Annotated in this window: 21 protein-coding genes; 6 read left to right on the top strand and 15 right to left on the bottom strand. The window is 72.8% G+C overall.

Going from position 1 to position 24,524, the window contains the following annotated elements; all coding sequences use genetic code 11:
- Positions 1–53: 53 nt before the first annotated feature.
- Complete coding sequence (locus ACFWIA_RS03740; RefSeq protein WP_387000019.1) at positions 54–2,507, bottom strand: protein kinase; 2,454 nt, start codon at positions 2,505–2,507, stop codon at positions 54–56.
- Between the two features lie 456 nt (positions 2,508–2,963).
- On the bottom strand, positions 2,964–4,673 hold the full coding sequence (locus ACFWIA_RS03735; RefSeq protein ID WP_387000017.1) for a glycerol-3-phosphate dehydrogenase/oxidase: 1,710 nt from the start codon (positions 4,671–4,673) through the stop codon (positions 2,964–2,966).
- Between the two features lie 300 nt (positions 4,674–4,973).
- Between ACFWIA_RS03735 and ACFWIA_RS03730 the strand changes: the two genes are divergently transcribed.
- Positions 4,974–6,224, top strand: a complete 1,251-nt coding sequence (locus ACFWIA_RS03730; protein ID WP_387000015.1) for a nucleotide sugar dehydrogenase — start codon at positions 4,974–4,976, stop codon at positions 6,222–6,224.
- A 181-nt stretch (positions 6,225–6,405) separates the two neighbouring features.
- On the opposite strand, the gene ACFWIA_RS03725 is transcribed toward ACFWIA_RS03730, so the two are convergent.
- From ACFWIA_RS03725 to ACFWIA_RS03710, 4 genes are all read right to left on the bottom strand, one after another.
- Positions 6,406–7,530 carry a GuaB3 family IMP dehydrogenase-related protein gene (locus ACFWIA_RS03725; RefSeq protein ID WP_385493561.1) on the bottom strand — a complete coding sequence of 375 codons (1,125 nt, stop codon included), beginning with the start codon at positions 7,528–7,530 and terminating at the stop codon, positions 6,406–6,408.
- A 117-nt stretch (positions 7,531–7,647) separates the two neighbouring features.
- Positions 7,648–9,153 carry an IMP dehydrogenase gene (guaB, locus tag ACFWIA_RS03720; protein ID WP_385493562.1) on the bottom strand — a complete coding sequence of 502 codons (1,506 nt, stop codon included), beginning with the start codon at positions 9,151–9,153 and terminating at the stop codon, positions 7,648–7,650.
- 139 nt (positions 9,154–9,292) lie between these two features.
- Positions 9,293–9,868 (bottom strand): sigma-70 family RNA polymerase sigma factor, encoded by a 576-nt coding sequence (locus tag ACFWIA_RS03715; protein ID WP_385493564.1) that lies wholly within the window; start codon positions 9,866–9,868, stop codon positions 9,293–9,295.
- A 366-nt stretch (positions 9,869–10,234) separates the two neighbouring features.
- On the bottom strand, positions 10,235–10,846 hold the full coding sequence (locus ACFWIA_RS03710) for a response regulator transcription factor (protein WP_003948568.1): 612 nt from the start codon (positions 10,844–10,846) through the stop codon (positions 10,235–10,237).
- 396 nt (positions 10,847–11,242) lie between these two features.
- Here ACFWIA_RS03710 and ACFWIA_RS03705 point away from each other — a divergent pair, with 396 nt between their 5' ends.
- Complete coding sequence (locus ACFWIA_RS03705; RefSeq protein WP_387000012.1) at positions 11,243–11,578, top strand: WhiB family transcriptional regulator; 336 nt, start codon at positions 11,243–11,245, stop codon at positions 11,576–11,578.
- Between the two features lie 106 nt (positions 11,579–11,684).
- Here ACFWIA_RS03705 and ACFWIA_RS03700 read toward each other — a convergent pair whose 3' ends face one another.
- Entirely contained in the window at positions 11,685–12,626 is a 942-nt protein-coding gene (locus ACFWIA_RS03700; protein WP_387000176.1) for a LysR family transcriptional regulator, read from the bottom strand.
- Positions 12,627–12,717: 91 nt separating this feature from the next.
- On the opposite strand from ACFWIA_RS03700, the gene ACFWIA_RS03695 reads away from it, so the two are divergent.
- Entirely contained in the window at positions 12,718–13,386 is a 669-nt protein-coding gene (locus tag ACFWIA_RS03695) for an MOSC domain-containing protein (RefSeq protein ID WP_387000010.1), read from the top strand.
- A gap of 47 nt (positions 13,387–13,433) precedes the next feature.
- Positions 13,434–14,207, top strand: coding sequence for an SDR family NAD(P)-dependent oxidoreductase (locus tag ACFWIA_RS03690; RefSeq protein WP_387000008.1), 774 nt, complete (start codon positions 13,434–13,436; stop codon positions 14,205–14,207).
- Positions 14,208–14,777: 570 nt separating this feature from the next.
- On the opposite strand, the gene groL is transcribed toward ACFWIA_RS03690, so the two are convergent.
- The 4 genes from groL to ACFWIA_RS03670 all read right to left on the bottom strand — a co-directional run bounded on the left by groL (position 14,778) and on the right by ACFWIA_RS03670 (position 18,969).
- On the bottom strand, positions 14,778–16,403 hold the full coding sequence (gene groL, locus ACFWIA_RS03685) for a chaperonin GroEL (protein WP_385493570.1): 1,626 nt from the start codon (positions 16,401–16,403) through the stop codon (positions 14,778–14,780).
- 125 nt (positions 16,404–16,528) lie between these two features.
- Complete coding sequence (groES, locus tag ACFWIA_RS03680) at positions 16,529–16,837, bottom strand: co-chaperone GroES (protein WP_067163226.1); 309 nt, start codon at positions 16,835–16,837, stop codon at positions 16,529–16,531.
- Between the two features lie 249 nt (positions 16,838–17,086).
- Positions 17,087–17,926 (bottom strand): polysaccharide deacetylase family protein, encoded by an 840-nt coding sequence (locus ACFWIA_RS03675; protein ID WP_387000006.1) that lies wholly within the window; start codon positions 17,924–17,926, stop codon positions 17,087–17,089.
- Complete coding sequence (locus ACFWIA_RS03670; RefSeq protein ID WP_387000004.1) at positions 17,923–18,969, bottom strand: polysaccharide deacetylase family protein; 1,047 nt, start codon at positions 18,967–18,969, stop codon at positions 17,923–17,925. Before ACFWIA_RS03670 ends, ACFWIA_RS03675 begins: the two co-directional genes overlap by 4 nt.
- Between ACFWIA_RS03670 and ACFWIA_RS03665 the strand changes: the two genes are divergently transcribed.
- A complete protein-coding gene (locus tag ACFWIA_RS03665; protein ID WP_387000002.1) occupies positions 18,968–20,275 on the top strand; it encodes a methyltransferase domain-containing protein in 1,308 nt (435 codons plus the stop codon). The genes ACFWIA_RS03670 and ACFWIA_RS03665 overlap by 2 nt on opposite strands.
- 16 nt (positions 20,276–20,291) lie before the next feature.
- Here ACFWIA_RS03665 and ACFWIA_RS03660 read toward each other — a convergent pair whose 3' ends face one another.
- On the bottom strand, positions 20,292–21,746 hold the full coding sequence (locus ACFWIA_RS03660; RefSeq protein WP_387000001.1) for an MFS transporter: 1,455 nt from the start codon (positions 21,744–21,746) through the stop codon (positions 20,292–20,294).
- Between the two features lie 54 nt (positions 21,747–21,800).
- Here ACFWIA_RS03660 and ACFWIA_RS03655 point away from each other — a divergent pair, with 54 nt between their 5' ends.
- Positions 21,801–22,544, top strand: coding sequence for a TetR/AcrR family transcriptional regulator (locus ACFWIA_RS03655; RefSeq protein WP_386999998.1), 744 nt, complete (start codon positions 21,801–21,803; stop codon positions 22,542–22,544).
- A gap of 12 nt (positions 22,545–22,556) precedes the next feature.
- Here the strand turns inward: ACFWIA_RS03655 and ACFWIA_RS03650 are convergent, their stop codons facing one another.
- From ACFWIA_RS03650 to rimI, 3 genes are read right to left on the bottom strand one after another with little or no spacing between them, the layout of a single operon-like run.
- Positions 22,557–22,811, bottom strand: a complete 255-nt coding sequence (locus ACFWIA_RS03650) for a hypothetical protein (RefSeq protein ID WP_386999996.1) — start codon at positions 22,809–22,811, stop codon at positions 22,557–22,559.
- Complete coding sequence (gene tsaD / locus ACFWIA_RS03645; RefSeq protein ID WP_386999994.1) at positions 22,808–23,953, bottom strand: tRNA (adenosine(37)-N6)-threonylcarbamoyltransferase complex transferase subunit TsaD; 1,146 nt, start codon at positions 23,951–23,953, stop codon at positions 22,808–22,810. Before tsaD ends, ACFWIA_RS03650 begins: the two co-directional genes overlap by 4 nt.
- Positions 23,946–24,521, bottom strand: a complete 576-nt coding sequence (rimI, locus tag ACFWIA_RS03640; RefSeq protein ID WP_387000174.1) for a ribosomal protein S18-alanine N-acetyltransferase — start codon at positions 24,519–24,521, stop codon at positions 23,946–23,948. Before rimI ends, tsaD begins: the two co-directional genes overlap by 8 nt.
- Between the last annotated feature and the right edge of the window lie 3 nt (positions 24,522–24,524).

Below are 24,524 nucleotides of genomic sequence, written 5' to 3'. Positions count from 1 at the left end.
CACCCCCCGGTGGCGGGCTCCACGGTGCGACGCGCCCGGCTCCGGGCGGTGCGTCAGGACTTGGGCTGGAACGTCTCGGTGAAGGTCCGCCAGGTCTGCTTGCGGTCGGCGCCGCTCCAGTCGGCGGCCCGGGCGGTGTACATGAGGGCGTACCCCTGACGGGAGTTGACCACGAAACCGCGGTTGGTCACCCGGTACTTGGTGCCGTCCTCGGCGTAGGTGAACTCCCAGTCCGCGGCCTCCCACCCCCGGTAGTCGACGCCCTTGATGTGTACGCGCTCGTACTGCGCGCGCCGCATGGACCGTTCCTGGTTCTTCCAGTCGGCGACCGCGTCGTCCTTGGGGGTGGTCGTCCAGCCGACGAGCAGGCGCTGACCGTTCGGTCCGGCGTAGCGGGCGCCGGCGAGGTCGGTGGAGCGGAGCTTCCAGCCCTTGGGCAGCCCGACGGAGAACCCCTGGTCGTGCCGGTGCGTGGAGGCGGCGGCGGTGTCGGACTCCTTGCCGGACTCCTTGCCGGGTTCCTTGCCGGGTTCCTTACCGGAGTCCGCATCGGAGTCGGGCTTCTGGTCCGCGGCGTCGTCCGGGGTGTCCTTCCCGGAGTCGCCGGCTGCGTCCCCGGTGGCCCCGGCCTTCTTGTCGGCGGGGTCCTCGGCGCCCGTACCGGTGTCCTCGGCGTCGTCTTCGGTGCCCTGACCGGCGGCGCCACCGCCGGTGGCGCCGCTGGAGGCGACCTTGTCGCTGCCCTTGCTCTCGTCGCCGGAGGTGTCGTCGTCGCGCATCGCGAGGGCCACGACGCCCGCCACCACGGCGAGGGCCACGACCACGGCGATCACCACCAGGGTGCGGCGGGGCATCACGTCGGTCAGCGAGGCCCCGGGTCCGCGGGAACCGCTGCTGCGGGTCACGACCGGTGCGCCGCTCGCCGCACCGGGCGGGCCCGACTGCGGGGCGCCCGCCCGTCCGTGGGCGGCTCCGGTCGGTGCCGGACGTCCGGCGCCGGCCCCGGCCGTCGACGCGGCGGCCGGGGAGACGGCGCCCGGGAGGGCGCCGGTGGCGGGCGGGGCGGTCCGCGCCCCGGGGCGACCCGGCACAGGCGGCGGCGCGGGGGGTGCGACCGGTGCCGCACCGGCCACCGCGGCGGACCCGGCCGCGGCAGCGCCCGCGGCGCCCGTCTTGCGGGTGGACCACTTCTTGCGGTCGACCCCCCGACCCCGGGTGCGCTGGGCGCGCTGCTCCGCGAGGGCGGCCTCCGTCACCACGGGCATCGCGATGACGACGGTCGGGTCGGCGGGCGCGGCCAGCGGTCCGTCAGGGGCGTTGAGCACGTCGGTGAGCAGGGCGCGGGCGCCCTCGTCGTCGAGTCGCTGCGCGGGGTCCTTCGCCAACAGCCCGTAGATGACCTCCTCCAGCGGGCCCGCGTTCTGCGGCGGGTCCAGGGGTTCGGTCATGACGGCGGTGAGGGTCGCGATCGCGGAGCCCTTGTCGTACGGCGGGATGCCCTCCACCGACGCGTACAGCAGCCCGCCGAGCGACCAGAGGTCGGCGGCCGGTCCGGGGCGGTGGCCCCGGGCGCGCTCGGGCGAGATGTACGAGGGGGCGCCGACGAGCATGCCGGTCGAGGTGATGGACGGGTCGCCCTCGACCTGGGCGATGCCGAAGTCGGTGAGCACCACGCGGCCGTCGTCGGCGATGAGCACGTTGGACGGCTTCACGTCCCGGTGCAGGATGCCCTCGCCGTGCGCGGCGCGCAGCACGTTCAGCACGGCGAGGCCGACCTCGGCGGCCCGGCGGGGTGTGAGGAGGCCGTCCTCCTTGATCGCCTCGGCCAGGGACTTGCCCTCGACGAGTTCCATGACGATCCACGGGCGGTCGTCCTCGTCGACCACGTCGTAGACGGTCACCGCGCTGTTGTTGCGGATGCGGGCGATCGCCTTCGCCTCCCGCAGGGTGCGGGTGATCAGGCGGCGCTTCTCCTCCTCGTCGATGGTGTGGGGGAAGCGGAGTTCCTTGACGGCGACGGTCCGGCCGAGGGTTTCGTCCTTGGCCCGCCAGACCGTGCCCATGCCGCCCCGGCCGAGCACGTCACCGAGCCGGTACCGGCCCGCGAGCAGGCGTTCGCCGGTCGTGGTCGGGGTGGTCCGGCCGCCGCGCGCTCTGCTGCCGGCGGAGCGCTCGGCGGCCGGCGCCGAGCGGTCGGCAGGTGCCCGCTGCGGGGCGGCGGGCCCGGCGTCCCCCGGCTCTCGGGCGTCCTGCGGGGGGCTGGTCGCGCCGGCACGGGCCGCACCCCGTGCACCGGCCGAATCGCCCTGGTGCGCACCGGACTTGCCGGGCTCCCCCGCATCGGGTTCCCGGCCCGGGAGGTCCGCCGGTCCGGCACCGGTTCCCTTGCGGGGCTCGGTCGCCCGGGAGGTTCCCGACCGCGTGCCGGACTTCTCGTCGCTCCGCTGCCCGGTCGGGGCGGCCGTGACGTCGCGACGGGCCCCGCCCCTCTGTTCCGCGTCCGACATGCGTCCCCTCTGCAACCCGCCCTGACAGAGCCTTCATTGTCCCCCACCGGGGGATCGCCCGGTGCCCCGGGGGCGTCCGTCACCCATGACGTACGCCTCGGGGGTGGCCGTCACCTGGTCCGTGTCCCGCGCCGTGCCTGCACGGCGGGAGCCGCGCCGGCGGCTTCGGAGCAGGGCAGCACACGCCCCGGCTCCGGGGAAGGTCCCGGCCCTGTGCGACAGCCTCTCCCCGTTGTCCGGTAAGGGCAAGTCCCGTATCGGCGCGGCGCCCTCACGGTGACGCTCCAGCGACCTTCCGTGCACGGCGAGTTGCCGTATCGGGCGGGAAACGCTCCGGGGTGGGCGAAGTGTCGGGAGCCTCGCGTCCGCCGGGGGGAGGGCGACGGCACGACCCGCCGCCGTCCCCTCACTGGGGGTCAGCCCCCGTGCCCCGCAGCGCGCTACGGGCCGGGGCGGTCAGCCGAGCGGGACGATGTCGGGGGCGCCGAGTCTCGCCGCGTCCGCCGTGAGGTCGTCCGGCTGGCGCTGGGACTCCCGCTCGGCCTCCACCCGCTTCTCGTAGTGCTGCACCTCGCGCGCGATCTGTCCCTCGTCCCAGCCGAGCACCGGGGCCATCAACTCCGCGGCCTCCCGGGCGCAGCGGGTCCCCCGGTCGAAGGTCTCGATGGAGATGCGGGTGCGCCGGGTGAGGACGTCATCCAGGTGGCGGGCGCCCTCGTGCGAGGCGGCGTAGACGACCTCGGCGCGCAGGTAGTCGTCGGCCCCGGTGAGGGGGGCGCCGAGGCCGGGGTCGGCGGCGACGAGGTCGAGCAGCTCCTCGCTGAGCGAGCCGTACCGGTTGAGCAGGTGCTCGACGCGGACCACGTGCAGACCGGTGCGCGCGGCGGTGCGGGCGCGGGCGTTCCACAGCGCCCGGTACCCCTCGGCGCCGACCAGCGGGACGTCCTCCGTGACGCAGTCGGCGACCCGTTGGTCGAGGCCGTGCACCGCCTCGTCCACCGCGTCCTTGGCCATCACCCGGTAGGTGGTGTACTTGCCGCCCGCGACGACGACCAGACCGGGCACCGGGTGGGCGACCGTGTGTTCGCGGGACAGCTTGCTGGTGGCGTCCGACTCCCCGGCGAGCAGCGGGCGCAGGCCCGCGTACACGCCCTGCACGTCGTCCCGGGTGAGGGGGACGGCGAGCACCGAGTTCACGTGTTCCAGCAGGTAGTCGATGTCGGCGCTGGAGGCGGCGGGGTGGGCCTTGTCGAGGTCCCAGTCGGTGTCGGTGGTGCCGACGATCCAGTGGCGGCCCCAGGGGATGACGAACAGGACGCTCTTCTCGGTGCGCAGGATGAGGCCGGTCGTCGCGTTGATGCGGTCCTTGGGGACGACGAGGTGGATGCCCTTGGAGGCGCGGACGTGGAACTGGCCCCGCTCCCCCACCAGTGCCTGGGTGTCGTCGGTCCACACGCCCGTGGCGTTGACGACCTGTTTGGCGCGCACCTCGTACTCGCCGCCGCCCTCGACGTCCTGGACCCGTGCCCCGACGACGCGTTCGCCCTCGCGCAGGAAGCCGATGACCCGGGCGCGGTTGGCGACCTTCGCCCCGTACGCGGCGGCGGTGCGGACCAGGGTGGCCACGTAACGGGCGTCGTCCATCTGGGCGTCGTAGTACTGGAGGGCGCCGGTGAGGGCGTCCTTCTTGAGACAGGGGGCCACCCGCAGGGCGTGACGTCGGCTCAGGTGGCGGTGCAGCGGCAGGCCCCGGCCGTGTCCCTTGGCCATCGACATGGCGTCGTACAGGGCGACGCCCGAGCCGGCGTAGAGGCGTTCCCAGCCCTTGTGCTGGAGGGGGTAGAGGAACGGCACCGGTTTCACCAGGTGCGGGGCGAGCCGCTCCAGCAGCAGGCCGCGTTCCTTCAGCGCCTCCCGCACCAGGGCGAAGTCCAGCATCTCCAGGTAGCGCAGGCCGCCGTGGATCAGTTTGCTGGAGCGGCTGGAGGTGCCCGAGGCCCAGTCCCGCGCCTCCACCAGGCCGGTGGACAGCCCTCTGGTCACCGCGTCCAGCGCGGTGCCCGCTCCGACCACCCCGGCGCCCACGACCAGGATGTCCAACTCGCGCTCGGCCATGCCCGCGAGCGACTCGGCGCGCTCCGCCGGGCCCAGTGTCGCTGTCCTCACCGCTGCCTCCCGTCACGTCCGGGGCCGGTCCCGCACATCCGGCGGGTGCCCGTGTCCCCCGTACCGCACACCCAACGCCTGCCCTCTGGTGCCATCGTCACCCCGTGCACCGATTCTCGCCGCACGACCCCGCTTCCACCACCACCCACCGTCCACCTGTGGACAACACTCGGTGCGTCACCGCGCCCAATACCGCAAAACGGTCATATTTACTCCTAGTCTGACAGTGCGCTGGTCCACTTTGTCCACAGGGCTTGCGCGACCCTCCCGTTCCTTGCTACTGGGAAGGACGCCCCCGTCATGCCCGCAGACCTCGCCGTCATCGGACTCGGCCCGCTCGGACTGCCGCTCGCCCAGGCCGCCGTGGCCGCCGGGATCCCCACCCTCGGCCATGACCTCCGTCCCGCCCCGGACGGCTGGCACGGGCCCGCCCCGCTGCTCGACGGCGGCGTCCTCAGCACGGCCGAACTGCGCCGGATGCTCGCGGGCGGATTCACCCCCACCACCGACTCCAAGGGCCTCGGCCGGGTCCGCACCGCCGTGATCTGCGTGCCCGCCCCGCGCGGCGCGGACGGATCGCCCGACCTCACCCCCCTGGGTGAGGCGGCGCGCGTCCTCGCCGGTCGGCTGCGCCCGCACACCACCGTCATCCTCGAATCGCCCGTCCCACCGGGCACCACCGAGGAGTACCTGCGCCCCCTGCTGGAGGAGGGCTCCGGACTGCGCGCCGGCCGTGACTTCCACCTCGCGTACTCCCCCAGCCGGGTGGACCCCGGCAACCGCACCCACCCCTGGACCGCGATCCCCAAGGTCATCGGCGGTCTCACCCCCGCCTGCACCGAGTCGGCCGCCGCGTTCTACGGACGCCTCACCGACAAGGTGGTCCGCGCGCGCGGCACCCGGGAGGCCGAGACCGTGCAACTGCTGGAGACCAACTTCCGGCACGTCAACATCGCCCTCGTCAACGAGATGGCCGTGCTCTGTCACGACCTCGGCGTCGACCTCTGGGACGTCGTACGCTGCGCCGAGACCAAACCCTTCGGGTTCCAGGCGTTCCGCCCCGGACCCGGAGTGGGCGGCCACGGGGTGCCGCAGGACCTCTCCGGCCCCCCGTACGCGGTCCGCCCGCTGCGGATGGTCGAACTCGCCCAACAGGTGAACGGCCAGATGCCCCGGTACGTCATCCAGCGGGCCGCGACGCTCCTGAACGAACACGGGAAGTCGGCGCGGGGCGCCCGGGTGCTCCTGCTCGGGGTCACCTACAAGCCCGACGTGCCCGACCTCCAGGGCTCACCCGCCCGGGAGATCGCCGTCCGCCTGATGGAACTGGGCGCCTCGGTCAGCTACCACGACCCCCACGTCCCCGCGTGGAGCGTCCTGGACCGCCCGGTGCCGCGCGCGGACTCGCTCTACGAATCCGCCGCCGACGCCGATCTCACCCTGCTCCTCCAGCACCACCGCACCTACGACCTCCAGGGCCTCGCGGTCAAGGCCCAACTGCTCCTGGACACCACGGGCGCCACCCCCACCGGAACGGCCCACCGCCTCTGACGGAGGGCCACCAGCCCTCGGCCGGAGGAGCGCGGAGACCGTCGCGAGCGAACACAGCGCCTCCGCACGGACCCGCCTCCACCCGTCCCCGCCCACGAAAAAAGGGGGTGCTCCGGACCCCGTTCATCGGGCCGAAGCACCCCCGCACCGCCCGGGCCGCGCACGCTCCCGGGCGGCTACCTCACCGCTTGTGCTGCGCGTCGGCCACCGTGACCTCGACCCGCTGGAACTCCTTGAGCTCGCTGTACCCGGTCGTGGCCATGGCCCGCCGCAGCGCGCCGAAGAAGTTCATGGACCCGTCGGGGATGTGCGAGGGACCGGTGAGGATCTCCTCCGTGGTCCCGACCGCCCCGAGGTCCACCAGCTTTCCGCGGGGCACGTCCTCGTGCACCGCCTCCATGCCCCAGTGCAGCCCCTTGCCGGGCGCGTCGGTGGCACGGGCCAGCGGCGAGCCGACCATCACCGCGTCGGCGCCGCAGGCGATCGCCTTCGGCAGGTCACCGGACCAGCCCACCCCGCCGTCGGCGATGACGTGCACGTACCGGCCGCCGGACTCGTCCATGTAGTCGCGACGGGCCGCGGCCACGTCGGCGACGGCCGTCGCCATCGGGACCTGGATGCCCAGCACGTTGCGGGTGGTGTGCGCAGCCCCGCCGCCGAAGCCCACGAGCACGCCCGCCGCCCCGGTCCGCATCAGGTGCAGCGCCGCCGTGTACGTGGCGCAGCCGCCGACGATGACCGGCACGTCCAGCTCGTAGATGAACTGCTTCAGGTTCAGCGGCTCCGCGGCGCCCGAGACGTGCTCGGCGGAGACGGTGGTGCCCCGGATGACGAAGATGTCGACCCCGGCGTCCACGACGGCCTTGGAGAACTGCGCGGTCCGCTGCGGGGACAGCGCGGCGGCCGTCACCACGCCGGAGTCCCGCACCTCCTTGATGCGGAGCCCGATCAGCTCCTCCTTGATCGGCTCCGCGTAGATCTCCTGGAGCCGGCGGGTCGCGGTCACCGAGTCCAGCTCGGCGATCTCGTCCAGCAGCGGCTGCGGGTCCTCGTAGCGGGTCCACAGCCCTTCGAGGTTCAGTACGCCCAGGCCGCCCAGCTCACCGATGCGGATCGCGGTCTGCGGGGAGACCACCGAATCCATGGGGGCCGCCAGGAACGGCAGCTCGAAGCGGTAGGCGTCGATCTGCCAGGCGATCGAGACCTCCTTCGGGTCGCGCGTGCGACGGCTCGGCACGACGGCGATGTCGTCGAAGGCATACGCCCTGCGCCCGCGCTTGCCGCGCCCGATCTCGATCTCAGTCACGTGTGTGGCCTCTCCCTTTGCGTTCCAGCGCCTTCCAGTATCCCCGACACGCGCGACGAGGGCGGCTCCGGAGTCTCCCGGAGCCGCCCTCGTCGGGCCGCTGCCTGCGGTGGCGGGTTACTTGCGGCTGTAGTTCGGTGCCTCGACGGTCATCTGGATGTCGTGCGGGTGGCTCTCCTTGAGCCCGGCGGAGGTGATCCGCACGAACCGGCCCTTGTCCTGGAGGTCCGGAACGGTCTGCCCGCCGACGTAGAACATGGACTGGCGCAGCCCGCCGACCAGCTGGTGGACGACCGCCGAGAGCGGACCGCGGTACGGCACCTGGCCCTCGATGCCCTCGGGCACCAGCTTCTCGTCGGAGGCGACGCCCTCCTGGAAGTAGCGGTCCTTGGAGAAGGACTGGCGGTCGCCGCGCGACTGCATCGCACCGAGCGAACCCATGCCGCGGTACGACTTGAACTGCTTGCCGTTGATGAACAGCAGCTCGCCCGGGGACTCCTCGCACCCGGCGAGCAGCGAGCCCAGCATCACGGTGTCGGCGCCGGCGACCAGCGCCTTGGCGATGTCACCGGAGTACTGGAGGCCGCCGTCCCCGATGACCGGGACCCCGGCCGCCTTGGCCGCGAGGGACGCCTCGTAGATGGCGGTGACCTGCGGAACGCCGATGCCGGCGACCACCCGGGTCGTACAGATGGAACCGGGGCCGACGCCGACCTTCACCGCGTCCGCGCCGGCGTCGATCAGGGCCTGCGCACCGTCGCGGGTGGCGATGTTGCCGCCGATGACGTCCACGCCCGAGGAGTTCGACTTGATCTTGGCGATCATGTCGCCGACCAGTCGGGAGTGCCCGTGCGCGGTGTCCACGACGATGAAGTCGACGCCCGCCTCGATCAGGGCCTGGGCGCGCTCGAAGGCGTCCCCGGCGACGCCCACCGCGGCACCGACGATGAGCCGGCCCTCGGCGTCCTTGGCGGCGTTCGGGTACTTCTCGGCCTTGACGAAGTCCTTGACGGTGATGAGGCCCTTGAGGACGCCGCCGTCGTCCACCAGCGGCAGCTTCTCGATCTTGTGGCGGCGCAGCAGCTCCATCGCGTCGCCGCCGGAGATGCCGACCTTGCCGGTGACCAGCGGCATCGGGGTCATGACCTCGCGGACCTGGCGCGAGCGGTCCGTCTCGAAGGCCATGTCACGGTTGGTGACGATGCCGAGGAGCTTGCCGTTGCCGTCGGTGACGGGGACGCCGCTGATCCGGAACTTGGCACAGATCGCGTCGGCCTCGCCGAGGGTGGCGTCCGGGTGCACGGTGATCGGGTCGGTGACCATGCCCGACTCCGAGCGCTTGACGAGGTCCACCTGGTTCGCCTGGTCGGCGATCGACAGGTTGCGGTGCAGGACGCCGACGCCGCCCTGGCGGGCCATGGCGATGGCCATGCGGGACTCGGTGACCTTGTCCATCGCCGCGGAGAGCAGCGGGATGTTCACGCGGACGTTGCGGGAGATCAGCGAGGAGGTGTCGATCTGGTCCGGCGCCATGTCCGAGGCGCCCGGCAAGAGCAGCACATCGTCGTAGGTCAGCCCGAGTGTCGCGAATTTCCCGGGTACTCCGTCGACGTTGGCAGTCATGACACCTTCCAGATGGCCTTGTCCGTGCGGGATGTCCATGCTAACGGGAAGCGGACGGCTCCCATTCCCCGTTCGGGTGCGCGCGACGGAGGGTGACCGGACGTGCGCCCGAGGCGGCGGACGTCCGCCGGAACGGGTCCTACTGCTCGGCGAGGGCGCGGAGGCGACTGAGGGCGCGGTGCTGGGCGACCCGGACCGCTCCGGGCGACATCCCGAGCATCTGCCCGGTCTCCTCGGCCGTGAGCCCGACCGCGATCCGCAGCAGCAACAGCTCCCGCTGGTTCTCGGGGAGGTTGGCCAGCAGCTTCTTCGCCCAGGCCGCGTCGCTGTTCAACAGCGCGCGCTCCTCGGGTCCGAGCGAGTCGTCGGGCCGCTCGGGCATCTCGTCGGAGGGGACCGCCGTCGAACCGGGGTGCCGCATCGCGGCCCGCTGGAGGTCGGCGACCTTGTGCGCGGCGATCGCGAAGACGAACGCCTCGAAGGGCCGCCCGGTGTCCTTGTACCGCGGCAGCGCGAGCAGCACCGCCACGCAGACCTCCTGGGCGAGGTCCTCCACGAAGTGCCGTGCGTCACCGGGCAACCGGGACAACCGGGTGCGGCAGTAGCGCAGCGCCAGCGGATGCACGCGGGCGAGCAGGTCGTGCGTGGCCTGCGCGTCACCGTCGACGGCACGGTGGACGAGCGCACCGATCACCGTGGGCTCGTCTTCGCGCATCGGTCCATGGTGCCCTGCCGCTCCGCCGTCCGTGGCACCGCGTCCGTTGTTGTGCACCGAAGCGTTATGAGTAGGTGCGCCGGCGCTCATGTCCCGGTCCCTCCCCTTCCGCTCGGCCGACCCGTCCCCGAGGAACTCCACACCTCAAGGATGCGGCATCGGCCGCGAAACGGGGGACGCCCGTCGTACACACCGCGCGAACGGGCCCGTCCGCCCCACCATATGCACCGGTTCCGACGGGCCCCGGAGGGGGCCCGTCGATGACCTTCGCCGTGGTCAGGAGGGGTCGGCGCACCACGGCGCGCCCCGCCCCGCCCGCCGTGGGCGGGCGGGGATCGCCGTACCCGTGGGGCGGCACCGATCCTCCTAGCGGACCAGGCCCCACCGGAATCCGAGCGCCACGGCGTGCGCGCGGTCCGAGGCGCCGAGCTTCTTGAACAGCCGCCGGGCGTGGGTCTTCACCGTGTCCTCGGAGAGGAACAGCTCGCGACCGATCTCCGCGTTGGAGCGGCCGTGGCTCATCCCTTCGAGCACCTGGATCTCCCGGGCGGTGAGGGTGGGCGCGGCGCCCATCTCGGCCGACCTGAGGCGCCGGGGGGCCAGCCGCCAGGTGGGGTCGGCCAGCGCCTGGGTGACCGTGGCGCGCAGTTCGGCGCGCGAGGCGTCCTTGTGCAGGTAGCCACGGGCCCCGGCGGCCACCGCGAGGGCGACCCCGTCGAGGTCCTCGGCGACCGTGAGCATGATGATCCGGGCGCCCGGATCGGCGGAGAGCAGCCGCCGCACCGTTTCCACACCGCCCAGTCCGGGCATGCGCACGTCCATCAGAATCAGATCCGAGCGGTCGGCACCCCAGCGGCGGAGGACTTCCTCGCCGTTGGCCGCCGTCGTGACCCGCTCGACGCCGGGCACGGTCGCCACCGCACGGCGGAGCGCTTCCCGGGCGAGCGGGGAGTCGTCGCAGACGAGGACGGAAGTCATGACCGTCCTCCGCAGCTGATGCGCGTCACCTTGAGCCTCCAGGCTGGTACGAATCGTCACCTGTGCGGTTGACGCTCCCGGACGTGTGCCCGAGCGCTTGTTTGCTCAACCGCCTCCGGACCTCTCAACGATGGTCACCCGAAAGAGTTACGGGTCACTCAGCCACCTTCGGCACTCTACGTGAGGGGTCCGACACTCCCTCGGCACGGCGCGTGATGAGAAAGCTTTCGTCAAGACCGATGCCCCATTTAGCGGCTTTTCTTCACTTTCACCGGTGTCTGAGGCTAGATTCGCAAAGAGTCATATTTTCATCTTCTTCGACAGTAGTTGTAGCGTCGTGGGCGCTGTCCGCGTCGGCACGGCCACCAGCTGTACGCACGCTGAAGGGGACACGCAATGGCAGATTTCTCCCGCCTTCCCGGACCGAACGCCGATCTGTGGGACTGGCAGCTCCTCGCGGCCTGCCGCGGGGTGGACAGTTCGCTCTTCTTCCACCCGGAGGGCGAGCGCGGTGCGGCACGCAGTGCGCGCGAGAACTCGGCCAAGGAGGTCTGCATGCGCTGCCCGGTGCGGGCCGAGTGCGCCGCGCACGCGCTCCAGGTGCGCGAGCCCTACGGGGTCTGGGGCGGACTCACCGAGGACGAACGCGAGGAACTGATGGGACGGGCCCGCAACCGGCTGGTCCCGGCGAGCGCGGCGACCTCGGCGCACAGCGCGCCCCGCCCCCACTGAGGGAACGTTTCCTCTCCACCAGGACGGGCGCGCCGGCCACCCGCCCCGGGCATCGTGCGCGCGGACGGGGGGATCGTGCGCGCGGGCGGCCCGACCCCGTACGCCGTCAGTGCCGGGCGACCCGGGCGAGGTGGTCGAGGGTGGCCGCGACCGCCGGGACCTGTGCCAGGTCCGGCAGGGTGAGCGCCACGATCTGCCGCCGTACGGCGGGCTCCACCGTCACGGTGCGCACCCCCTTGGGCCGGATCGACTCCAGGGCCAGTTCCGGGAGCACCGCCACGCCGAGCCCCGCGCCGACCAGTCCCGTCACCGCCGGGTAGTCGTCGGTGGCGAAGTCGATCCGGGGCGTGAACCCGGCGTTCTCGCACACGTCCACGAGCTGGCGGCGGCAGCGCGGGCACCCCGCGATCCACGGGTCGTCGGCGAACTCCTCGATCCGGACCGTCCCCGCGTCGGCGAGCGGGTGCCCTTCCGGGACCAGACCGACCAGCCGGTCCGCGAAGAGCGGCCGTACCGTCAGGTCGGTCCACTCCTCCGGCAGCCGCCCGCCGGCCCCCTCGGCCGCGGCGTCCGCGCCCTCCGCCCCGGCCGGGTCCGCGTAGTGGAAGGCGAGCGCCACGTCGCAGTCGCCCTCGCGCAGCATCTCCACCGAGCGCGGCGGCTCCGCCTCCACGAGGGAGACCCGGGTGCCCGGGTGGGCGGCGCGCAGGGCGGCGAGGGCCGCCGGGACCAGGGTCGAGCTACCGCTCGGGAAGGACACCAGCCGGACCCGGCCCGCCCGCAGCCCCGCGATCGCGGCGACCTCCTCCTCGGCGGCGGTCAGCCCCGCGAGGATGCCGGCGGCGTGCCGCACCAGGGCCTCGCCGGCCTGGGTCAGCCGCATCTCACGGCCGGCGCGGACGATCAGCGGGGTGCCGGAGGACGCCTCCAGGGCCTTCATCTGCTGGCTCACGGCGGGCTGGGTGCAGCCCAGTTCGCGGGCCGCCGCGGAGAAGGAACCGGTGGCGGCGACCGCACGCAGGACACGGAGATGACGGGCCTCGATCACCCCGCCATGGTACGCGAGCATAAGCACCCCTTGGGTGTCCAGTGAAATAATCCATCGACACTTTCACCTCGGGGTGCATAACGTGCGAAGCATGAAGCTTCTGTCACTGAATGCCGGCAGGCCGAAGGCCGTCCCCTACACCAAGCAGCTGGACGGGGTGACCGGCATCGACAAACGCCCGGTGACGGGCCCGCTGCGGGTGGCCGCGCCGGGGCCCAAGGGCATCGGCGGCAGCGGGCTCGCGGGGGACGCGGTGTGCGACCTCCGCCACCACGGGGGCAACGACCAGGCCGTGTACGCCTTCGCCCGGGAGGACCTCGACGACTGGGAACCCGACCTGGGCCGCGCACTGCCCGCCGGCTGCTTCGGCGAGAACTTCACGACCGAGGGCGTCGACATCACGCACGCCCTGATCGGCGAGCGCTGGCGGGTCGGCGGGGAGCTGGTGCTGGAGGTGTCCTCGGCCCGCATACCGTGCCGGACCTTCGCGGGCTTCCTCGGGGAACGCGGCTGGGTCCGCAAGTTCACCGAGAAGGGCGCCCCCGGCACGTACCTGCGGGTGATCACCCCCGGCGAGGTCCGGGCGGGCGATCCGGTGGAGGTCGTGCACCGGCCCGACCACGACATCACCGTGCTGACGGAGTTCCGTGCCCTCACCACCCGGCGCGAACTGCTACCCCGGGTGCTCGTCGCCGGGGACGCGCTGCACCCGGAGACCCGGGAACTGGCGCTGGCGTACCGGGAGAAGTACGCGCAGTGAAGCGGGTGGGCCACCGGGCCGCGCCCCGCGATCACTAACCTTGCCCCATGACTACGGCTCTGATCACGGGTTCGACCGCCGGTATCGGCGCGGCGTTCGCCCGCCGCCTCGCCGCGGACGGCCACGACCTGGTACTCGTGGCGCGCGACGTCGAGCGGCTGCGCGCGCAGGCCACCGAACTGCACGACCGGCACAGGGTGGAGGCCGAGGTGCTCCGCGCCGACCTCGCCACCGACGAGGGGATCGAAGCGGTGGCCGCCCGCTCGTCCCAACCGCGGCGGCCGGTGGACCTGTTGGTGAACAACGCCGGCTTCGGGAACAAGGGCCGTTTCCTGGACGTGCCGGTCGCCGACGAGTTGACGATGCTCAAGGTGCACTGCGAGGCGGTGCTGCGGATCACGGCCGCGGCGACGGGGGCGATGCGGGAGCGGGGGCGCGGGGCGGTCGTGAACGTGGCCTCCGTCGCGGCGTTCCTGCCGCGCGGCACGTACGGGGCGTCCAAGGCGTGGGTCGTGCAGTTCACCCAGGGCGCGGCGAAGGACCTCGGCGGTTCGGGGGTGCGGCTGATGGCGCTGTGCCCCGGGTTCGTCCGTACGGAGTTCCACGAGCGGGCCGGGATGGGCACGGAGAACATCCCCGGGTGGATGTGGTTGGACGCGGACAAGGTGGTCGGTGCGGCGTTGGGCGACCTCTCCCGGGGCAAGGTCGTTTCCGTTCCCGATCCCCGGTACAAGGCGCTGATGGGGCTCGCGAAGTTGGCACCGCGGCCCCTGCTTGGTGGGATCACCGCCTCGACCGGCCGCAAGTACGGTCCTCGCTGACGCGGTGTCCTTTGTGGTGTCTTGTGCGGGTGCGCTGCCCTGCGGGTGCGCTGGTGCTTTGCGCAGTTCCCCGCGCCCCTGATCGGGTGCGTTGGCCTCGCGGTGCGCTGTCCTGTGCGGGTGCACTGTGGTTGCTCGCGCAGTTCCCCGCGCCCCCTATCGGGTGCTTACACCTGGCGGTGGTGGTTCCCTGCGGGGTGCGTGGTGGGATTGCGCAGTTCCCCGCGCCCCTGGATCTCGGGCGCTCCTCGCCGTCGTCGTCCGCCCCGCAGCGCACCCGCGCTGGAGAAGCCGCAGACAGACCCCAACCAGTCAGCCCCGATAGGGGCGCGGGGAACTGCGCGAATCCCCCCACGCACCCGCACGGGCCAGCGCACGGCCGCCGGACGGGCCCCGATAGGGGGCGCGGGGAACTGCGCAACAGCGGGACGCACCCCGCGGAACAGCGCACCGCCAGATGAGCGCACCCCGCAGGGAACCGCGGACCGGTAGGTGGACGCAGGCGGGCCCCGGGCCGGCGCCCCTGGGGAGGGGGCCGGGCCGGGGCCCGTCACCGTTAAAGCGTCAGACTCAGTGCGAGTGGCCGTGACCGCCGTGACCGGCGTCACCCTCGTCCTCAGCCGGCTTCTCGACGACCAGCGTCTCGGTCGTGAGCAGCAGCGAAGCGATGGAAGCGGCGTTCTCCAGCGCGGAGCGGGTCACCTTGACCGGGTCGATGACGCCGGCCTTGACCAGGTCGACGTACTCCTCGGTGGCCGCGTTGTAGCCGTGTCCGGCCTCCAGCTCGGCGACCTTGGAGACGATGACGTAGCCCTCCTTGCCGGCGTTCTCCGCGATCCAGCGCAGCGGCTCGACGGCGGCGCGACGGACGACGGCGACACCGGTGGCCTCGTCGCCCTCCTTGCCGAGGTTGCCCTCCAGCACCTTGGAGGCGTGGACGAGCGCGGAGCCACCACCGGAGACGATGCCCTCCTCGACCGCGGCGCGGGTCGCGGAGATGGCGTCCTCCAGACGGTGCTTCTTCTCCTTGAGCTCGACCTCGGTCGCGGCACCGACCTTGATCACGCAGACGCCGCCGGCGAGCTTGGCGAGGCGCTCCTGGAGCTTCTCGCGGTCCCAGTCGGAGTCGGTGTTCTCGATCTCGGCCTTGATCTGCGCGACGCGACCGGCGACGTCCTCGGAGTTGCCGCCACCGTCGACGATGGTGGTGTCGTCCTTGCTGACCGTCACGCGGCGGGCGGTGCCCAGCACGTCCAGGCCGACCTGGTCGAGCTTGAGGCCGACCTCCTCGGCGATGACCTGGGCACCGGTGAGGGTGGCGAGGTCGCCGAGCATGGCCTTGCGGCGGTCACCGAAGCCGGGGGCCTTCACGGCGACGGCGTTGAACGTGCCGCGGATCTTGTTGACCACCAGGGTCGACAGGGCTTCGCCCTCGACGTCCTCGGCGATGATCAGCAGCGGCCGGGAGCCACCCGCCTGGATGACCTTCTCCAGCAGCGGCAGCAGGTCCTGGATGGAGGAGACCTTGCCCTGGTTGATGAGGATGTACGGGTCTTCCAGGACGGCTTCCATGCGCTCCTGGTCCGTCACGAAGTACGGAGACAGGTAGCCCTTGTCGAAGGCCATGCCCTCGGTGAAGTCCAGTTCGAGGCCGAACGCGTTGGACTCCTCGACGGTGATGACACCGTCCTTGCCGACCTTGTCCATGGCCTCGGCGATCAGCTCGCCGACCTGCGGGTCCTGGGCGGAGAGCCCGGCGACGGCCGCGATGTCGGACTTCTCGTCGATCGGGCGCGCGGTGGCGAGCAGCTCGTCGGAGACGGCCTTGACCGCGGCGTCGATGCCCTTCTTCAGGGAGGCCGGGGAGGCGCCGGCGGCAACGTTGCGCAGACCCTCCTTGACCAGGGCCTGGGCGAGCACGGTGGCGGTGGTGGTGCCGTCACCCGCGATGTCGTTGGTCTTGGTCGCCACCTCCTTCACGAGCTGCGCGCCGAGGTTCTCGTAGGGGTCCTCGATCTCCACCTCACGGGCGATGGTGACGCCGTCGTTGGTGATGGTCGGGGCACCGAACTTCTTGTCGATGACGACGTTGCGGCCACGGGGGCCGATCGTCACCTTGACGGTGTCGGCAAGCTTGTTGACGCCGCGCTCAAGGGCGCGACGGGCGTCCTCGTCGAACTTCAGGATCTTCGCCATGGGAGCGGTTCAGCCCTCTCAGAAACTGCAGGAAAGCGGTAAACGGACCGCGCCCCCGGCACCCGGCTCAGCTTCGCGGGGGGCCAGGGGCGCAGCACACAACAAGATTCGTTGCGCTCGGTGAACTACTTCTCGATGATCGCGAGCACGTCGCGGGCCGAGAGGACGAGGTACTCCTCGCCGTTGTACTTCACCTCGGTGCCGCCGTACTTGCTGTAGAGGACGACGTCGCCGACGGCTACGTCGAGCTCGACGCGCTTGCCGTCCTCGATACGGCCCGGGCCCACGGCCAGGACGACGCCCTCCTGGGGCTTCTCCTTGGCGGTGTCCGGAATGACCAGGCCCGAAGCCGTGGTCTGCTCGGCGTCGAGCGGCTGGACCACAATGCGGTCCTCAAGCGGCTTGATGGCAACCTTGGAGCTGGTGGTCGTCACGATCCGACCTCCCCCTTCGGAGATCTCACGGGGTTAACTGTCTGAGGTGGCGACCAGGTGGATCCGTCGTCGCGGGTGCCGGACCTGCCTGTCGCTGCTGGCACTCACCAGTGGAGAGTGCCAGGGCCGAGACTATGACCGCGATTAGCACTCGGTCAAGCGGAGTGCCAACGCGCCCTCCGTCCGAGGGTCCGGAACCGCCCGCGGAGCGACCCCCGGAAGGCGGCCGTCGGGCCGGGTCCGCGGGGGTCAGACGTAGTCGGTGAGCCGGGCGACGGCGAGGCCCAGGGCCTGGACGCGGCGCAGCAGCCGGAGGGTCGCGGTGGTGGTGGAGGTGCCCGCCGGGGGGTCGGCGACGAGGACGTCCCCGGGGTTCAGCCGGGCGTCCGGGGCGGGGACGGGTCGACCGGTGACCACGGCGGACATGCCGCAGTCGGCGGCGGCCCGTAGCGTTTCGCGGTCGTGGGCCCCGTGGGGCGGGCGCAGCAGGTCCGGCCGGACGCCGAAGCGGCCGTGGAGCTTGTCGCGTTGGCCGCAGATCTCGGCGCGCTGCCCGGCGTAGGGCAGGCCCGGCAGGTAGGGGTGGTCGAGGGTGTGGTTCTGCACGTCCACGCCGAAGGGTCGCAGCCGCGCCAGTTCGGCGTGGCCGGGGCCCGGGGCCCGGTCGGTGAGGAAGACGGTGACCGGGAGTCGCAGGTCACGGACGAGTTCGCCGAACCGGGGGTCCTGGCCCGCGCCGTCGCCGTAGACGAGGAAGACGACCGGGTCCCGGGTGGGGACGCGGTCGATCACGGGCGCGAGGTCGGTGGCCGGGGGTGCGCCGGGGGCGCTCGCCCCGCCCGGGCGCGCGGGCCGCGGGGCGGGGGCGAGCGGTGCGGCCAGCCCCCAGCGACGGTGCGCGTCCGGCGCCGGGCTCGGTGCCGGGTCGGCCCCGCGCGAGGCGGTCCGGTGCAGGGACCCGCGCACCCCGTCGGCCCGGTCGGCGGGGTGCGCGCAGCCGGTGAGGGCCGGGGCGAGGACCCCGGCGACCAGCAGGGCGGCCAGCCGGCGCGGTGGAACGCGTCGCGCGGACCGCCCGCGGGCACTCACAGATAGTCCTCCAACTTCGCCACGGCGTAGCCCTGGTCGGTGATGAGCTTGAGGAACCGGCGGATGGTGTCCGGCATGGTCCCGTTCCAGTCCTTGCGACCGCGGAAGTGGGTGAGGACGATGTCGCCGGGCCGCAGGCTCTTGTCGTACTCGCGGTACTCCCAGCGGTCGACGAAGACCTCCTCGTTCCACAGCGGCACCTGGGTGATGCCGCACGCCTTGGCGGCGCGCAGGGTGTCCTCGTTGTAGTTGCCGTAGGGCGGCCGGAAGACGGTGGGGCGGGTCCCGTACTGCTTCTGGAGGACGTCCTGCATCCCGCAGATCTGGTGCTTCTGCTGCGCGTAGGACAGGCCCGGTAGGTACGGGTGGGTCAGCGTGTGGTTGTTGAGGGTGACTCCGGCGTCGCGCATCTTGCGGAAGTAGCCGTAGTCCTCCTTGACCAGGTAGTCGCTGAGGAACGCGGTGTACGGGACGTCGAGTTCCTCCAGCATCTTGATCAGCGCCGGGTCCTTGTCGGCGCCGTCGTCGATGGTGAGGAAGACGACCTTGTCCTCGGTCGGGATCGTGGTGAAGACCGGCGGCAGGTCCTCGTGGCCCTCGACCTCGAAGCCGGACCTGGTGGTGGTCTTCGGCTTGACGGCGGGCGGGGGCGGTGCGGTCAGCGGGGCCTTGGCGAGTCCCCAGCGCTTGGCGATGGCGAGCCGGGCGGCGGCGATCGTCCGCTTCCGGGCGGCGGCGGCCTCCGCGGCCTCCTTCGCCTCCTTGGCCCCCTTGGCCTGTTTGGCTTGTTTTCCCTGCTCGGCCCGTTCGCCCGGGGCGCCGCCCGCTCGGCCCGAGGCGGCGGGTCGGGTGGGCTCGGCCTCCGTGCCGCAGCCCGCGAGGGCGGTCGTGGCGACGGTGAGGGCGAGTGCGGCGACGAGGGACCGGGTGAGGGCCCCGGGGCGTGCGGACCCGCGCCCCGCGCGACCGACTCGCCCGTCCCGCTCGTCACCCCTCGGACAACCCTTTTCCGTATTTTGTTCGTTTTGTCGTACTAGTCGCATGGGGCCGCATCCTGTCAGCGCCCCCGGCGCGCCCCGCGCCGACACCGCCCACCGGCACCGGACCGTCCACCGACTGGCCCACAATGGCCCGGTGAGCACCACCGATCCGCACCCCGCGCCCGAGGCGCAGTTCGCCGCGCTCCTCACCGACGAGGGCCGCGCCCTCCTGGAGGAGGTCCGCGACACCGAACCCGCACGGGAACTCGCCGTCGCCACCCGGCTGCGCCGCGAGCACCCCGCCGCACTGGTGAACGCCGCACTCGGTCAGGCCCGGTTGCGGCAACGGGCGGTGGCGAAGTTCGGGGCGGTCGACGCGGCGCGGATGTTCTTCACCCCGGACGGGGTCGAACAGGCCACCCGCACCAGCGTGGCCGGCTACCGGGCGCGCCGGATGCGGGAGTCGGGGGTGACCTCGGTCGCCGACCTGTGCTGCGGGATCGGCGGGGACGCGATCGCCCTGGCCCGGGCGGGCATCCGGGTCCTGGCCGTCGACCGCTCCCCGCTGACCTGCGCGGTGGCCCGCGCCAACGCCCGGGCCCTGGGGCTCACGGAGCTGATCGAGGTCCGCGAGGCGGACGTGACCGAGGTGGCCACCGACGGGTACGACGCGGTGTTCGTGGACCCGGCGCGCCGGGGCGGACGGGGCCGGATCTTCGACCCCGAGGCGTACTCGCCCCCGCTGAGCTGGGCGGTCGACGCGGTACGGACGGCCGGCCGCGGGGCGTTGAAGATCGCACCGGGCATCCCGCACGAGGCCGTGCCGGACGGCGTGGAGACCGAGTGGATCTCCGACCGGGGCGACCTCAAGGAGGCGGTGCTGTGGTTCGGGACGGGGGCGCCCGACTCCCGCCGCTCCACCCTGCTGCCCGGCGGCGACTCCCTCACGGCCTCGCTGGCCGCGATGCCCCCGGACCCGGCGGTGCGGGAGGTCGGACGGTACCTGTACGAGCCCGACCCCGCGGTGATCCGGGCCCGGCTCGTCGCCTCGGTGGCCGCGGAGGTGTCCGGCGGGCTGCTGGACGAGACCATCGCGTACGTCACCTCCGACGTGCTGCGCCCCACGCCGTTCGCCACCGCGTACGAGGTGACCGACCACCTCCCGTTCCACGTCAAGCGGTTGAAGGCGCTGCTGCGGGAACGGGGGGTGGGCGTCCTCACCGTCAAGAAGCGGGGGTCCGCCGTCGAACCCGAGGAACTGCGGCGCAAGGTGCGGCCCCAGGGTCCGCATGCTGCCACGGTGTTCCTGACCCGGGTGGCCGGCGCCCCGACGATGCTGATCGGCCACCCGGTGCCGAACGGGGCGTAGCCACCCCCGTACCGCTCTATGCCGAGCGGTCGGCGGGGGTGGGGGCCGACGACGGGGACGGGGACGAGGTGGGGGCGGCGGGCTCCGGGGCGCGGTAGACCAGGGCGGCCAACAGGGTTCCCCCCGCGAGCATCGCCGCGGCGACGAGGAACGCCGCCGAGTAACCGTCCGTCAGCGCGCCGCGCGGGTCGCCGTCCGAGGCGGCGCCCGCCCGGGTGGCCACCGCGACGAGCACCGCGAGGCCCACCGAACCGCCGATCTGCCGGGAGGTGGTGAGCAGCCCGGACGCCATGCCGGCCTCGTGCGCCGACACCCCGCTCGTGGCGGCGGTGCCCAGCGGGACGAAGCACAGGCCGATGCCGATGCTGGAGACCAGCGAGGGCACGAACATCACGGACCAGAAGCCACTGTCCGGCGTGATCGCCAAGGCCCAGTAGAGGAGCCCGACGGCCCCGAGCAGCCCTCCGGTGAGCATCAGCGGACGGACGCCGAACCGTGCCATGGTCTTCGCGGCGATCACCGAACCCACGATCAGGCCCAGGCAGAACGGCAGGAACGCCAGCCCGGTCGTCGTCGGCCCGTACCCCAACACCTGCTGGAGGTAGAGCGAGACGAAGTAGAAGGCGCCGAACTGAGCGGCCGACAGGAGCAGCGAGAACACGTTCGCGGACAGCACCGGCCGCAGCCGCAACAGCCCGAGCCGCAGCAGCGGTCGACGGTGCCGGGCCTCGACCGCCGCGAAAACGAGCAGCAGGGCGAGGGCGGTGCCGAGCGTGGCCAGGGTGGCGCCCGCGCCCCAGCCGATCTCCTCGGCCCGGACCAGGCCGAGCACCAGGACGGTCGTCCCGGCGGTGACCAGGACCGCGCCACCGGCGTCCAGCACGGGGCGGTCGTCCGTGCGCCGGTCGACGGGCACGGCGATCCGGGCGGCGAGCCCGGCCAGCAGCACCACGGGCACGTTGACCAGCATGGTGGCCCGCCATCCGGTCCAGTCGGTGAGCAGCCCGCCGGCGAGCACCCCGACCGCCCCGCCCAGCGCACCCGCCGCGCCCCACAGGGCGAGCGCCCGTGAGCGTTCCGGGCCCGCCGGGTATCCGACGGTGATCAGGGCGAGCGCCACGGGGGCCAGTGCGGCGGCGCCCGCGCCCTGGACCGCGCGGGCGGCGATCAGCCAGCCGGGCCCGGAGGCGAGGCCGGCGGCGAGGCTCGCGAGGCCGAAGAGCGCGAAGCCGGCGATCAGCACGCGCCGCCGCCCGATCAGGTCGGCGAGCCGTCCGCCGAGCATCAGCAGCCCGCCGAAGGCGAGGGCGTACGCATTGACCACCCAGGTCAGGTCCTCGGGCGCGAAGCCGAGGTCGGCGCGGACGTCCGGCAGGGCGACGTTCACCACCGACATGTCGAGCGCGACGAGGAACTGAACGGTCAGCACCACCGGCAGGAAGAGGGCGTGCCGAGGGGATTGGTTCACCATGGCCCGGACTTTACTTTACACGTATAGAAATAGGGAGAGGGAGAGAATGTGACGGTGGCGACGAACGACAGCACCGACGCGGGCGAAACGGGCGGCACCCCTGGCGACGACGCGGCCACGGCCCCGCGCAAGGCCGGGCGGAAGGCCGGGCGGCCCCGCCGGATCGATCCCGAGCGGATCGTCGCGGTCGCCCGTCGCATCCTCCAGGAGGAAGGTGTCGACGCGCTGTCGATGCGCAGGGTCGCCAAGGAGGTCGGGACGACCCCGATGGCGCTCTACCACCACGTCCGGAACAAGGACGAGCTGCTGATGCTGACCCTGTCGGGCATGGCGCGTACGGTGCCCCGGCCCGAACTGCCCGAGGACCCGCGCGAGCGGCTGATCGCGATGTCCCTGCACATGTACCGGACGCTGCGTCGGATGCCCTGGGTGGTGGCCGTGTTGAGCCTCGGCGACCTCACCGACAAGGGGGCGCTGTGGATCATGGAGGAGTTCATCGGGGCGGCGATGGCCTGCGGGCTGAGCGCGGACGACGCGGTGCGCGCGTACCGGACCGTGTGGCACTGCGTCTACGGCGAGTTGGTGTTCCGGGCCGCGATGGAACGGCGGGCCGCGGAACCCGGCCGGGTCCGGAACTTCCCCGACGGGCTGCTCACCGAACAGGACGCGGCCGAACTCCCGTTGCTGACCTCGCTGGCCGACCGCTGGGTCCAGCTGGTGGAGTCGTACGACCTGGAGCGCCAGCTCCGGCTGGTGCTCGACGGGCTGCTCGGGCCCCGGGCCGACGGCGGGGCCTGAGCCGGGCGGGCGCTACTCGACGCCCACCGAGGTGAACCGCCAACGGTGGACGGCCCGTCGGACCAGCTCGGCCGGGGGGTCGGGCAGTTCCTCCGGCGCGTCGACGTCGGCCGGCCACCAGGTGATGACGAGGACCCGGTCGCCGGGTGCGGTGAACGTCTCGCGCCGCAGCGGTCGTCCGGCCGGGCGGGCCTCCCGGGCCCAGGCCAGGAGTTCGGCGCCGCGCCCGGTCACCGCCGCCGCCTCCCACATCAACGCGAGGGTCATGAGTACAGGTTGTCCTTCGCCAGTTCGTGCACGTGGTCGTGATCATGAGCGTGGCCGTGGCCGTGACCGTGGGCGGCCGGCGGCTCCTCGTCCGCGGTCCGGCCCGGCACGTGCGGATCGGTGACCGGCAGCGAGGAGTCGGCGGACAGCTCCCAATCGGAGGCGGCCCGGTTCCGGGAGACCATCTCCGCGCCGAGCGCGGCGACCATCGCCCCGTTGTCGGTGCACAGCTTCGGCCGGGGCACCCGCAGCCGGATGCCCGCGGCCTCGCAGCGCTCGGCGGCCAGGGCCCGCAGCCGCGTGTTGGCGGCGACCCCGCCGCCGATCATCAGATGGTCCACGCCCTCGTCCTTGCAGGCCCGCACGGCCTTGCGGGTCAGCACGTCGACCACGGCCTCCTGGAACGAGGCGGCCACGTCGCGCACCGGCACGTCCTCGCCCGCGGCGCGCTTGGCCTCGATCCAGCGGGCCACCGCGGTCTTCAGCCCGGAGAACGAGAAGTCGTACGGGGCGTCCCGCGGTCCGGTCAGCCCGCGGGGGAAGGCGATGGCCTTCGGGTCGCCCTCGCGTGCGTAGCGGTCGATGACGGGGCCGCCGGGGAAACCGAGGTTCAGCACCCGGGCGATCTTGTCGAACGCCTCCCCCGCCGCGTCGTCGATGGTGGCGCCCATCGGCCGGACGTCGGAGGTGATGTCCGAGGACAGCAGCAGCGAGGAGTGGCCGCCGCTGACCAGCAGGGCCATCGTCGGCTCCGGCAGCGGACCGTGTTCGAGCTGGTCGACGCAGATGTGGGAGGCGAGGTGGTTCACCCCGTACAGCGGCTTGCCGAGGGCGTAGGCGTACGCCTTGGCCGCGGACACGCCGACGAGCAGGGCGCCGGCCAGGCCGGGGCCCGCGGTGACCGCGATGCCGTCGAGGTCGGAGGCGGCGACTCCGGCCTCCTTCAGCGCGCGCTCGATGGTGGGGACCATCGCCTCCAGGTGGGCCCGGGAGGCGACCTCCGGGACGACCCCGCCGAAGCGGGCGTGTTCGTCGACGCTGGAGGCGATGGCGTCCGCGAGGAGGGTGGTGCCCCGGACGACGCCGACGCCCGTCTCGTCGCAGGAGGTCTCGATGCCGAGGACGAGGGGTTCGTCAGCCATGGGTGGTCCCGGTTCCTTCTGTTCCGTGCTCTGTTGCCGGTGGGGCGGGGGCGGGGGCGCCCCGGCCGGCGGGCCCCTGCATCTCCAGGCGCATCACCAGGGCGTCGACGTTGCCCGGTTGGTAGTAGCCGCGTCGCACGCCGATGGGGGCGAAGCCGAAGCGCTCGTACAGCTTCTGGGCCCGTACGTTGTCGACCCGCACCTCCAGCATCACCTCCCGGCACTCGAACGCCGTGGCGTGCTTGAGGAGGTCCGTGAGCAGCCGGGCGCCGAGCCCGGTGCCCCACTGGTCCCGGGCGACGGCGATGGTCTGCACGTCCCCCACGGCGCCGGCGGCTTCGGGGTCGACGGCTTCGGTGCCCGACTCGTCGGACACGCCGCCCGCCGCAGCCAGTCCCGCGTATCCGACGAGCCGTCCGGAGTCGTCCTCGGCCACCACGTAGTGGCGGGTCGCCCCGGGGCCCCGGGCGTGGGCCAGCTCGGACCAGAACATGCCCCGGGACCAGGCGTCCTCGGGGAACAGCTCGCGTTCGAGCGCGAGCACGGGGTCGATGTCCCACCAGCGCATCTC

The sequence above is a fragment of the Streptomyces sp. NPDC127068 genome (genome assembly GCF_042724695.1).
Lineage (GTDB): Bacteria > Actinomycetota > Actinomycetes > Streptomycetales > Streptomycetaceae > Streptomyces.
This window is presented reverse-complemented; position numbering and strand designations above follow the sequence as displayed.